General features: G+C 58.9%; 9 protein-coding genes. 3 read left to right on the plus strand and 6 right to left on the minus strand.

Going from position 1 to position 13005, the window contains the following annotated elements; all coding sequences use genetic code 11:
• Positions 1-107: 107 nt before the first annotated feature.
• Both HMPREF3135_RS00215 and HMPREF3135_RS00220 read right to left on the minus strand, forming a co-directional pair.
• On the minus strand, positions 108-779 hold the full coding sequence (locus tag HMPREF3135_RS00215; RefSeq protein ID WP_210384691.1) for a YdhK family protein: 672 nt from the start codon (positions 777-779) through the stop codon (positions 108-110).
• A gap of 76 nt (positions 780-855) precedes the next feature.
• Complete coding sequence (locus HMPREF3135_RS00220) at positions 856-2340, minus strand: YeeE/YedE thiosulfate transporter family protein (RefSeq protein ID WP_070437248.1); 1485 nt, start codon at positions 2338-2340, stop codon at positions 856-858.
• Between the two features lie 204 nt (positions 2341-2544).
• On the opposite strand from HMPREF3135_RS00220, the gene HMPREF3135_RS00225 reads away from it, so the two are divergent.
• Positions 2545-3564, plus strand: a complete 1020-nt coding sequence (locus HMPREF3135_RS00225) for a hypothetical protein (RefSeq protein ID WP_070437249.1) — start codon at positions 2545-2547, stop codon at positions 3562-3564.
• Here the strand turns inward: HMPREF3135_RS00225 and HMPREF3135_RS00230 are convergent.
• From HMPREF3135_RS00230 to betT, 3 genes are all read right to left on the minus strand, one after another.
• The gene (locus HMPREF3135_RS00230; RefSeq protein ID WP_083280581.1) at positions 3561-4379 is read right to left on the minus strand and encodes a CDP-alcohol phosphatidyltransferase family protein; all 819 of its coding nucleotides are present in this window, start codon (positions 4377-4379) and stop codon (positions 3561-3563) included. The genes HMPREF3135_RS00225 and HMPREF3135_RS00230 overlap by 4 nt on opposite strands.
• Positions 4380-4522: 143 nt before the next feature.
• Entirely contained in the window at positions 4523-6091 is a 1569-nt protein-coding gene (locus HMPREF3135_RS00235; RefSeq protein ID WP_070437251.1) for an aldehyde dehydrogenase family protein, read from the minus strand.
• Positions 6092-8272 (minus strand): choline BCCT transporter BetT, encoded by a 2181-nt coding sequence (betT, locus tag HMPREF3135_RS00240; protein WP_070437253.1) that lies wholly within the window; start codon positions 8270-8272, stop codon positions 6092-6094.
• Between the two features lie 348 nt (positions 8273-8620).
• On the opposite strand from betT, the gene betA reads away from it, so the two are divergent.
• The gene (betA, locus tag HMPREF3135_RS00245) at positions 8621-10360 is read left to right on the plus strand and encodes a choline dehydrogenase (protein ID WP_070437255.1); all 1740 of its coding nucleotides are present in this window, start codon (positions 8621-8623) and stop codon (positions 10358-10360) included.
• A gap of 111 nt (positions 10361-10471) precedes the next feature.
• A complete protein-coding gene (locus HMPREF3135_RS00250; protein ID WP_070437257.1) occupies positions 10472-11578 on the plus strand; it encodes an NAD(P)H-dependent flavin oxidoreductase in 1107 nt (368 codons plus the stop codon).
• A gap of 115 nt (positions 11579-11693) precedes the next feature.
• Here the strand turns inward: HMPREF3135_RS00250 and HMPREF3135_RS00255 are convergent, their stop codons facing one another.
• On the minus strand, positions 11694-12890 hold the full coding sequence (locus HMPREF3135_RS00255; protein ID WP_070437259.1) for a globin domain-containing protein: 1197 nt from the start codon (positions 12888-12890) through the stop codon (positions 11694-11696).
• Positions 12891-13005: the final 115 nt, after the last annotated feature.

Here is a 13005-nt window from a genome sequence, read left to right on the forward strand (position 1 = left end):
GGCATGAGGTGACATAGGTGTCGTGAAGTGGCTGGGCGATTTTGAGTCGGAGCGGATTGAGCGAGAGAAGAGAGAAAGCTATCCGGAAAGACCGTCCAGACAGCCTGCTAGTCCTCCGGAGCAAGCTCGCTTTCAGTAACCCACTTGTGGTTCTTCATGGTCATACCATCATCGTCAATGTCGACCATGTACACCGGCTCCTGGGTGGAGTAGTCAACAGTGCCCTTGGCCCCCTTCATGCCCGCCATATGCTCGGCGTTGATGGTGATCTCGGAGCCGTCGGCAAGCGGTGCTTCGCCTGGGTTCTCCAGCTCCTCATGAACGACCCAGCGGTGGTCCTTCACCGGCTCACTGCCATCGGTCGGGGTGTAGGAAACGGAGTAGGTTGTGGTGGTGAAAACACCAACAACCTTGCCTTCTGCACCCTTCATGCCCGGCATATGATCGGCGAGAACCTGCACTTCACTGCCGACCGGGAACTTCGCGTTGTCCGCCGCAATCATTCCCTCTGGAGCCGGACCACCATCGGCCGGATGGTCATGGCCGGCCATCGCGTCATCACCATGGTCACCATGACCGCCATGCTCATCGGCATCGTCCATATCATCCATGTCGTCATGCCCCTCAGAGCTGGTGGCCGACACGGAAGAGCTGGTTTCGCTAACAGTGCTGCTTGCCTCAGTACTAGCCGAATCATCGGAGGAGCAACCGGCCAGCACAAGGACGCTGGCGGCACCCGCGGCTACGAGAGCATCTAGTGGTCGAATATTCTTTGCCATGGTTGAGCTCCTTTGTTGTTGATGTCAATCAATCTATGCCCTCACCCTAACAGCGCTCTCCCGCCGTCACCATGCCTTACTTCCCGCGGCGGACGGAAATCGTCCAGCCAGCTTCACTGGTCTGCTCAAAGTTGGTGACCTTGTGGCCATCCTTCGCAGCCCAGCGCGGAATCGCATCCGTGGCCTGGGTGCAGTCGAATGGGATCACCAGCTCCTCGCCGACCTCAATCTTGTTGATCGCGTCCTTGGCCTCGATCAGCGGGAATGGGCACACCGCGCCGACGGTGTCGAGCTCGTAACGCCCATCGCCCAGTGGCGTGAGCTTGCCGTCTTCCTGCTTGACGACGCTCCGGTCGAGCAACGCTACCGGCGCGACAGCAAAGGCACCCGCCAGCGGGGAGGCCTCGGTGCCAGCGGCACCGGCACCTTCGCTACCCGGCAGGGACACAGGCGAAGTAGCAGTCGAAGTGACCGGAGAAGTTGCCGATACCGCCGTGTCGTTGGTGGTGGAAGGGGTGCTCGGGACGTCGTTAAGCGAAGGTGCGGACGGCTTCAGCCAGAGCTTGGCGGCGATAGCGACACCTGCGGCGATGGACGCCAGCGCAAGCCAACCCTGGTAGCTGAACAGCGAGGTCTGGACCATGCCGTTACCGACGGTGCAGCCGCCGGCCCACGCAGCGCCGACACCCATGAAGATGCCGCCGACGACCGAGCGTGCACCCTGGGTGGCGTCCGGGACGCGGAGGCGGAATTCACCGGAGGCCTTGGCCGCGATGAAGGAGCCGACGAGGATGCCGAGGACGAGGAGGACGCCCCAGTCGAAACGCTCGGTGTCACCAGTAACAACGTAGTTGGCGAGGTTGGAGGACGGAGTCGTGATGCCGAGGCCGTCGTTGCGGCCGGTGGCGGCGGACAGCGGCCATGCGATAACGCCAAGTACACCGACGATGGCGGCGGTGGCGTACACGTGCCAGGCCTTTTCAGTCAGAATGTGCGCGAGACCGGACTTGCGCGGCGCCAGAGTGGCCGGGCGCGGGCCGGAGAATTCTTCGCGCAGGAAGCGGACAGCGAAGTATGCCGTGACGGCGCTCAGCGCGATGACCAGTGGCCAGATGCTAATGCCCAGAGAGGCGTGAATGCTGGTCAGGCCGACGGTGCGTTCCTTCAGGGAATCCTGCAGGCCGTTGAGGAAGCCAGTCTTCATGGCAGCAGCGGATAGGGCGTAAAAGACCAGTGCGATCCAGGAGCCGATCAGGCCCTCACCGGAGCGGTACCAGGTACCCGAGGCGCAGCCACCGGCCAGGACGATACCAAGTCCGAAGATAACGCCACCGACAATAACGGCCAGCGGTGCCAGCTCGTTGTATTCGGGAGTAATCACGCCGGCGCTGGTCAGTGCGGCCAGGCCGATGGCGTGGACGGAAATAACAATCAGCAGGGAGACAAAGCCGCGCCAGCTGCGCTGAGTGAAGATATCGCGCAAGAAGCCGGTGACGCAGAAGCGTCCTCGCTGCATAACAAAGCCGAGCACGGCACCCAGCGCTAGTCCTGAAATGAGCATGAGAGTGTTTCTCCTAAAATTATGAGCCAGTCCGCCATCAAAGCCATAATGAACAGACCTGTCTATTAGTGGATTAGAAGCTACTCTACACAGCGAAAAAAGTCCAACTTAATGAAGTTTTCATAGGGTAGAACACCTGCCAATAGACAGACCGAACCGTATAGTTGCTGGTGAGAAGCGCAAGTTGTGGCAAGCTAAAACACTATGAGCGCACAGAATTCAGCCCTGGTTGGACACCAGCGACACCAGCGGTTCCTTGCGATGCGCTCGATACTCGACCTTCCTTTTACCCATGCTTTCGCCCTTGATCCTCAGGCGGTCATCGATATTTCCGGCGTGGCCCGCCTCAGCGAGCTCAATGCCAAAAATGTCGCAATAATCGACAGCTTGCGTTCACTCGCCCACACCAACACGCAGGACTTTTACGCCATCGATGACGCAGCAGAAGCTCTGGGGACCGCCTTGCGAATGGCGATTTCCTCCCGGCAGCTACTCTGGTTCAGCTCGCTGCCCGAAAGTGATGTGGACAAGGTACAAAACATCCTCGGCGGCGACATCGTTCATGTGGTGGGCCCGGAACTGGCCGTCGATAAGCTCGATGGCAGTACCCTCGAGCTTCCCACTGCGCTGAAACAGCGCGGAGAACCACTGGTGCCCATCGCTATCTCGCCAAGCGAGCTGGTGCAGGCCTGGGCACACGGCAGTCTCGAGCAGCAAAAACTGCTCGCTTACCTGCTGGAGGGAACAAATACGCTGGTCATGCAGCAAAAGGATCTGCATGCACTACGCAAAGTCGGGACCAAACTCATCGAGCGCAACCCCGTGTGGCGCCTGCTCTACAACCCGAAAGTGTTGGCCTATCTGGTGGTAATGGTCTACTCTTCGCTCCGCGCGCTACCTGTGGTTTTCGTCCCCGGATTCCATGGCAATGTCTGGGTGCTGTGGAGCATCGACATCATTACCGCTATCCCCTACACCTGGGGAATTGTCGAGATGATCACCGGCCGCTCATTCGGCCGAAGAATGCTGGGGCTCCTGATCACCCTAGTGACTTTCGTCTCGCCTTACGTCTACTTCTGGGCCAATGGGCGCGATTATCCGATGTGGGTCACCATCTTTGTCATCGCGTTAATTGTCGCAGCCTGCGCCGTCGAATACGTCCGCTGGCTGCGCGACCGCGCCATCTCCGCAATCCTGCGCCAACCACCCACCAACTGCCGCTAGCGACCGCTAAGCGAGCGCCGCACGCCGCCAATAATCAGCCAGGCACCGGCGGCAACGTTGACAGCCACAAGCCCGTGGATAGACGCCTTGCTTAACGACGCTGCCATCGTCTCACTTGCGATAAGCATGCCGGTCGAGACAATCCAGATGAACGTTGCGGCAATGTTGGCAATCCGGCCGCGTTCCACGCGGAATGGATGCGTGTAGTGCAGCGGCACCAACGTCATTGCGCTGAAGATAAAAATGGCAGAGATACACACCGCCATGGGCGCGTTCCATACCCACAGCAAGACCGCCACGATATTCCACGCGGCGGGGAAACCAACGAAGTAGTAGTCGCCGGACTTGGCGGCTTCGTTGGCATAGCAGAACATCGACGACACCAGGACCAAAATAATCAGGGCAATCGCCAACGGCCGTGGCCCCAGTGGCAGATACATAACCATGAAAGCCGCGGGTATGGCGGTCCAGGTGAGATAGTCGACGATGTTGTCCACCACTGCGCCGTTAAACCACGGGACGACTTCCTTGATGTGATGCTTACGCGCCATATTGCCGTCGACACCATCGACGACGAGGGCAATGCCCAGCCAGAGCCACATCCAATGTGGGCTGCCCTCCAGCAGTGCGACCGCAGCCAGCGTTGCCCACACCAAACCGGTCAGCGTGAAGGCATGCACAGCCCAGGCGATGACATGCTGGCGCCAGGTGAAGCGGGTGAAGGTCGCGGCGGTGCTGGCAGTATCGGCGCAGGCAGTATCTGGCCCACTGGCGGTACTAGAACTGGCATTGTCGGAGCGAGTAGTAGCGTTCACGGCAGATGTCCTTTAGAGAACAAAATGCGCACAACTGCAAACCTTTATCGCAGTTGTGCGCAGAGTCGATTTTTTTCAATCGGTGAGTATAACGGCCGATGGGTCGTTTTCCCGTATTTTTACTCGGGCTTGTTCCGAGTTATTTAACGACGATCCTCGAACCAACCGGTAACAGCCGGTGCTGTGTTCTCGTAGACCAGCTTGGCTTCGGTGTACTCCTCCAGGCCGGTCGGGCCCAGCTCGCGGCCAATACCGGACTGACCAAAGCCACCCCACTCGGCCTGTGGCAGGTAGGGGCCAAAGTCGTTGATCCAGACGGTACCGTGACGCAGCTCGCGGGAAACGCGCTCAGACACCTCGCGGTTGGATGACCACACCGCACCGGCCAGGCCGTATTCGGTGTCGTTGCCGATCTCGATGGCCTCGTCAACCGTGGTGAAGGTCTCCACCGTCACTACCGGGCCAAAGGCTTCGTCGTGGACGCAGTCCATATCGCGGGTGACCTGGTCAATCACGGTTGGGAGGTAGAAGTAGCCGTCGGCAAGCGAGGCGGAACCATCGGCGGTGGTGCCCGTGGCGATCTCGCCGCCTACGCGCACACGAGCGCCCTGCTCACGAGCTCGATCGACGTATGCCGCGACCTTATCCAGGTGCTGCTTCGAAATCAGCGCACCGGTCTCGGCCTTCTCGTCGAGCGGACCGCCGAGCTGGATGTGTCCGGCGCGCTCGACCAGATCGTCGACAAACTTCTCGGCGATGGACTCCTCCACAATCAAGCGAGCGCCCGCCGAGCACACCTGACCGGAGTGCAGGAACGCAGCATTGAGGGCATTGTCCAAAGCGGCTTCGTAATCGGCGTCGGCGAAGATGATGTTCGGGTTCTTGCCGCCGAGCTCAAGCGCGACCTTCTTCACAGACTTAGCCGCTTCACCAGCAATAATCTTGCCAGTGACAAGACCGCCAGTGAAGGAGACCATGTCCACCTTCGGATGCGAGGACAGCGGTGCGCCCGCTTCGGCACCGGCTCCGGTAATGAGGTTGGCAACGCCTGCCGGAACACCCAGATCATCGATGACGTGCATGAGCAGAATTGCTGTGTGCGGAGTCAGCTCCGCCGGCTTGAGCACAAAGGTATTGCCCGTGGCCAGCGCCGGTGCAACCTTCCATGCGGTCTGCAGCAGTGGGTAGTTCCACGGCGTAATCAGGCCACAGACACCAACAGGTTCACGCACAATACGCGCGACGACGGACGGGTCATCCGCATCCACGAGACGACCGGCATCATTGCCTGCAAGCTTCCCGAAGTACTCAAAGCAGGCGATGATGTCATCCATATCGGCTGCCGCCTCTGGCAGGCGCTTACCGGTATCCATGGCCTCTGCCCAGGCAAATTCGTCCTTGCGCTGCCTGATGGCAGCACCGATGTCGAGTACCAACTTGCTGCGCTCAGCTGTGCTCCAGGATGCCCAGGAACCTTCCCCGGTACGTCGGAAGGCGGCGTCGGCGGCGGCGATGGCGCGCTCGGTGTCGGTCGCATCTGCTTCCGCAACTTCGGCGATGAAAGAGCCATCGGCCGGGCACTCGATAGTGCGAGTGTTGCCAGCGGCTGCAGCGGACCAGGTGCCGTCGATAAACAGCGTGGCCGCGCCTTCGTGGGATTTGGCGGTCTCGGGTGCGAGGGCCTTATCAGTAGTTGAAGGCTTAAAGGTCATTTAGGAATCCTCCTTGGCGTAGTCATCAGACCATTCGCGGACAGGTTCGGCATTATCGGACAGATCTGAGGTGCCCGGGAGATCAGACTGCATGTGCAAAAACTCCAAGTGCCGTTCGTAGAGGTCGAGGACGTCGGAAATCAGCTGCTCTTGGGTGTAGCCATAGACGTCGTAGCCGAGCGAACCGGTCAGCGTGAAGACCTCGAGGCGGTAGTAGTAAATATCAGCATCACTGTCCAGGTGTACCAGGCCAGCGAAAGACGGCGTCAAGTGTTCAACCGGATAGACCTGGTAGCGGAAGCTCATCTCCTCGCCGAATCCGACCTGCAGGTCAATCTGGTCAATACCGACTTCTTCTGCTGGTTCACGGTGCAGCGTCACTTCACCGCCACGTTCCCTGATAGCATCTGCCACCTGTTCAAGTGCGGGCTGCACCACTCGGTCGAGGTAGCGCATGACTGGCTTCTTGCCCGGGAAGGACATGGAGCGGGCAAGTCGATTGCGCCAGTCACCCTGTTGGCCATCCACGGCGCGGCCCGACATCGCCCCGTGGAGGGCTCGACGTGTCGAATCCTGTTGCAACAGCTCCAGTCGCAGCGACTTAAACAGGCCATACATCACCAGATAGATGACAAAGGCAAACGGCAGACCCATCACAATCGTTGCCGACTGCAGCGTCGGAATACCACCGACATAGAGCATGGAGATGGTCAGCACACCGACCACGACAGCCCAGAAAATACGGGTCCACTTCTTACCGTCCTGCTGTGTGTCGGTGATCTTCGAAGTGAAGTTACTCATCACCAGTGCCGCCGAGTCCGCCGAGGTGATGTAGAGCAACAGGCCAATCAGAGATGCGACTGCAGCCACCATCATCGGCGCCGGGTACTGCTCCAGCAGCAGGTAGAAGGCACGCTCCGGGTAATCCAGTGCAGTCTGGCCAAACTCCGAATCGCCATTGATGACCAGGTCCAGCGCCGAGTTACCGAATACCGACACCCACATCAGGACGAAGAGGAATGGAATGGTCAGCGTGCCGACGACAAACTGGCGCAGGCTACGGCCACGGGAAATACGAGCCAGGAACAAACCGACGAACGGTGCCCAGGCCACCCACCAAGCCCAGAAGAACAGGGTCCAGGAATTCAACCATTCCTGCGCTCCGGAGAACGCGTAGGTATCCATAGTCATGGATGGGAACTTGGAGACGTACTCGCCGACGTTCATCACCAGGGCGTCAAACAGGAACGCCGTGCGACCAGTGACCAGGATGTAGAGCATCAAGCAGATGGCCAGGCCAACGTTGAGCTCCGAGAGACGGCGAATCCCCTTGTCAACACCGGAAACCGCGGAGGCGATAGCCACCGATACAGCCACGACGATTAGAGCGATCTGCCAGGACGTACTCTCATCCACCCCGAACAGCACGCGCAGGCCGTAATTCAGCTGGACGACGCCGATACCCAGCGAAGTTGCGACACCGAAAACGGTACCGAGCATCGCTGCGATTTCGACCGCTTCACCAGCGGGGCCGTGGATGCGCTTGCCAATGATTGGGTAGAGCGCCGAGCGAATGGTCAGTGGCATGTTCAAGCGGTAAGCGAAGTAGCCGAATGCCATGCCCATCAGCGCGTAGAGCGCCCAACCGGTCACACCATAGTGGAAGAGCGTGAACACCACTGCCTGACGCGCGGCTTCGATGGTCTCCGCATCTCCGGTCGGCGGGCCATAGTACTGTGCCACCGGCTCTGCTACCGAGAAGAAGAGCAGGTCAATGCCGATACCTGCGGCAAAGAGCATAGAGGCCCAAGAAAACAGGCCGAACTGAGGTTTGGCGTGATCGGGGCCGAGCTTAATCTGCCCCGTTCGCGAGATGGCGATGTAGAGCATGAAGAGCACTGCCACCGTCGCGGTCACGATATAGAACCAACCGAAGTTCTTCGATACCCAGGCGACAATGCCCGCTAGGGTGTCCGCTGCATTGTCCGGGGCAAAAATAGCCCACAGGGCAATGGCGAGAATACCAACGCCTGAAATAATAAATACAGGCCAGTTGACCTCAGGCTCAGAGGTCACACTCGCTTGCGCTTGTTGTGGAGGGACCGACTGCGATCGCTGCATTTCTTGCGACGATCCAGATTTTTCCTCCGTTACCTTCTCAGTTGGCGGAGTATCAGACATAGGAAAATCCTTCAGATTCGGGAACTAACCCAGCATACCTAGTTTGAATAATCCCTCAAGTTTAAGAATCGATTCAGAAGAATTCTCCAATACCAACATCAACACCTTCACCTGCATATTTACCCAGTTTTCAAGACGTTTAAAATCATTCCAACTGGAATTGAATACCAATTGTGTGGCATTCTATATAGGTGAAGGGGATTTGAGATACGCCTCCGGCCACTTATTCCAATATCAATATATAGGGCCCGCCTTTAAATATTACTTGGGGCTTATCGGGGCTTATCACAGTCCTTGAAAACCATTCCGATATGCATCGGCAAACAACCTACGGAGGTACACCAGAACATGGGAGCTTTCCCGGCTGTCTTCAACTTCGGTAAAAAGAATGGCAACACCACAGTCGAACACCGCGACGTCGTCATCGTTGGCGCGGGCTCTGCCGGCTCTGTGCTGGCTAACCGGCTGTCCGCAGACCACACTCAGCAGGTGCTCGTACTCGAGGCCGGCCGCATGGACTCCCTCTGGGATCTCTACATTCACATGCCTTCGGCGTTCTCCTTCCCAATCGGTAACAAGTACTACGACTGGAAGTACGAATCCGAGCCGGAACCGGAGATGAACGGTCGCCGCATCTACCACGCCCGCGGCAAGGTCGTCGGCGGCTCCTCCTCCATCAACGGCCAAATTTACCAGCGCGGTAACCCCATGGACTACGACAAGTGGGGCGACACCAAGGGGCTGGAGAACTGGGGCTGGAACCACGTTCTGCCGTACTTCAAGCGCATGGAAAATGCGCTCGGCTCCGACAAGGACGACCCGCGCCGTGGCCACGACGGCCCACTGCGCATGAAGCGCGGTCCGGCCGATTCTCCGCTGTTCAAGGCCTTCTTCAAGTCTGTCCAGCAGGCCGGCTACAACTACACCCCGGACGTCAACGGCTACCGCCAGGAGGGCTTCGGTCCCTTCGACGCGAACATCGACAAGGGCCGTCGCCTCTCCGCTGCCCGCGCATACCTGCACCCAGCCCTGCAGCGTCCAAATCTGGAGCTCCGCACCCGCGCAGAAGCCACCCGCATCCTCTTCGAGGGCACCAAGGCCGTCGGCATCGAGTACACCTGGAAGGGTCGTACACACCAGGTGCGAGCAGACAAGGTCATCCTCTGCGGTGGCGCTTTCAACTCTCCGCAGCTGCTCGAGGTCTCCGGCATTGGCGATGAGAAGGTCTTGAATGCCGCCGGAGTGAACGTCGTCAAGCACCTGCCTGGTGTCGGCGAAAACCTGCAGGACCACCTGGAGGTCTACATTCAGTACAACGCCACCCAGCCGGTGTCTTCACAGCCGTACCTGGAGAAGTGGCGTTGGCCGTTCATTGGCCTGTGGTGGCTGCTCACCCACAAGGGCCCGGTGGCAACGTCGCACTTCGAGGGTGGCGGTTTCGCGCGCTCCAACGACAACGAGCCCTACCCGAACCTGATGTTCCACTTCCTGCCGCTGGCCATGCGTTACGACGGCACGAAGATCGATAGCCCGCACGGTTTCCAGTTCCACGTTGGTCCGATGTACTCGGATGCCCGTGGCCATGTCCACATCACCTCCTCGGACATCAAGGTCAAGCCGTCGATTCTGTTCAACTACCTGTCCACTGATCAGGACCGCCGTGAATGGGTCGAGGCTGTGAAGGTCTCCCGTAAGCTGCTGGACACTCCGGCAATGAAGGAGTACACCGACGGCGAGATTTCCCCGGGTGCAGATGTGCAGACCGACGAGGAGATTCTCGAGTGGGTCCGCAAGGACGCCGAGACCGCACTGCACCCATCCTGCACCTGCAAGATGGGGCCGGCCTCCGACGAGATGGCCGTGGTCGATCCGGAAACCATGCAGGTTCACGGCACCGAGGGCCTCTACGTGGTTGACGCTTCGGTCATGCCGGGCATCACCAATGGCAATATCTACGCACCGACCATGATGATTGCCGAAAAGGCCGCTGATCTCATCGCCGGCAAGACCCCGCTGGCACCGCAGGACATTCCGTTCTACCGCGCTGGCCAGGGTATGCCGCTGGATCCGCCGGAGAGCACCAAGTAGTTCTTGAGTTTTTGAGGCGGTAGCGCGACGTCTATTGCGCAACGTCGCTCGTCGGAACCGGCCGGGTTCTCCCACGCGGGGGAATCCGGCCTTAGTGTTACTCTCGCCCTTATGAGCAGTACAACCTCGCAGACACTCGAAAACCTCCGACGCTCATCAATCATTTTGGCACCGATGGCCGGTGGCCCATCCACGCCCGAACTCGTCGCTGCCGTTTCCAATGCTGGCGGGCTTGGCACCCTTGCCGCCGGCTACCTCACTGTCGAAAAGCTCACTGAACAGGCACACCAGACGTGCACACTGCTTGACGACGGCAAAGGTTTCGGCATCAACCTCTTCTGCCCCAACACCGCTGACGCCGGTATCGGAACCTCAGAGGAGGAACTTGCTCAGTGGACCGCTTTTCGTAATCGTCTGGCGCCGGCCGCTGCCCACTTCGACATCGACTTGCCTGACACTCCGACCTGGTCAGATGACTACTTCTCGGCGAAAGTCGAGGCAATTCTCGCTGATGACTTTCTGCCCAATCCCGATGCCCTGAAGTTCGTCTCCTTTACCTTTGGCTACCCAGATAACGAGGTCATTGCTCGGGTAAAGGAATCAGGCCGCAAAGTGATTTTGAATGCGACCTCAATTGAGGGTATACAGGCGGCGGCGAAGGCTGGCGCTGATCGCATTGTCCTGCAGGGACTAGCTGCGGGTGGGCACCGCGCATTTGTGAAGGGGAAGGATTCGTCCGACAGCATTGGGGCCTCTGTAGAAGAGCTCGCCCAAGCAGTCACCGAAGCATGTGCGGTAACCGATGTACCTATCATCGCCGCTGGTGGGGTGGGTAACCGAGAGGACGTCGTCAAGCTTGTGGAAGCCGGCGCGGTGGCTGTGCAAGCTGGCACACGGTTCCTCACCACCGCGGAGGCGGGTACGAAGGAGACGCACCGACGGGCACTGCGTGATTTGGTGGGGCGTGACACCGTTTTGACTCATGCTTTTTCCGGCAAGCCAGCGCGTGCCATCGAGAACACGTTTACCCGGGAGTTTTCTAGGATCGCGCCGGAACTTTACCCACAACTGCACTACTTGACCACGCCGATTCGAGGCGCGGCGAATAAGGCCGGCGATTCTGAATATCTCAACTTATGGGCAGGTATTGGGTTTGCGCAGTGCGAGGTTCAATATGCGGGCGAGGTTGTTGCGGAGCTTTCCGGCTTGGCCGAGTAATACGAAGCCGCCGATGCTACAAACTGCAAAATGACCAGCCCCGGACATATATCGCGGCTGGTCATTTGGCTTTATTTGTGACGATGGATTTTATGCCGACGGCGCAGTTGTGGCGTTAGGCGTCGAGCAGCCAATCGTTCGGGCTGAACAGCTCGAAGTGAACGTTATTGCGGTCAATACCGCGATTGGCAAGCTGATCACGCACGGCCTGCAAGAAGCCATTGCCACCGCAGAGGTAGTACTGCGCCCCCTCCGGCAGGTCAACATCGGTCAAATCCATCAGATCCGGCTCGTACCACACCTGCTGGCGGGCATTGACCAGTGCAGAGACTGCGTTATTGCGTTCTGCACGCAGTGCGTCGGTGTTCTCGGCGCGGTCCGCGTGGAGGACGACAACATCACGCTTAGAGTCAGCCGCCACCAGGGCATCCAGCATGCCAATCATGGGGGTGGCGCCAATACCTGCGGAAATGAGCACTACCGGGTCATCGGACTTTGTATCCAACACCAGGTCGCCTGCAGGCAGAGAGATTTCGATGGCATCGCCCGGCTGCACCTTTTCCCACAGCTGTGTGGAAACTTCGCCAGCCGGCAGGTCCTCGGAGGCATCGACACGACGAACCGCGAAGGTCAGAACACCTTCCTCACCGCCGACCAGAGAGTATTGCCGTAGCTGGCCGGCGCCGTCCGGCATGGTCTGACGCACAGAGATGTACTGTCCCGGGAGGTAGGAAACGGGGGTTTCGTCGTCAAGCTTGACGGAGAACACTGCGACGTCATCACCGCGCTCTTCACGAGAAACGACATGAGCGGCGCGGAAGACATCTCCTGCTTCGACACCGAGGTCGTCATAGAGCCCCTTCTCGAAGTTGATGAGAACGCGCTGCATCTCCAGGTAGACGGCATCCCATGCGTCGCGGACAGCCCCCTGAAAGACCTCTGGGGTGAGGATTTCCTCGATGGCATCGAAGAGGTGCTTGTGTACGATTGGGTACTGCTCCGGCTTGATGCCAACGGAGATGTGCTTGTGGCCGATGCGGGAAAGCAGTTCTTCCGGGGCGGGAGCATCTGGGTCGACCAGGGTAGCTGCGAAGGTAGCGACGGATGCCGCCAGCGCCTTCTGCTGAGCACCCTGCTTCTGGTTGCCGCGGTTGAAGGTATCGGCAATGAGCTCTGGGTGAGCAGCGAACATCCGGTTGTAGAAGTTCGGCGTGATTTTCTCGATGTTGGCACCGACGACGGGCAGGGTTTGGGTGACGATTTCAGCCTGCTCTGGAGTCAGGCCGTTCTTGTTAACATTCAGGTTTGGCATGACTTCACAATAACACCATATTGCGCATTCTGTTTGCGCATTATTGCCCAATGGGGTCCATAACTACTCTTTGTGGTTGAGTTTTACCCGTCTTGAACTGCACAAATGGCAATGT

The organism is Corynebacterium sp. HMSC14H10 (assembly GCF_001807105.1).
GTDB lineage: Bacteria > Actinomycetota > Actinomycetes > Mycobacteriales > Mycobacteriaceae > Corynebacterium > Corynebacterium jeikeium_D.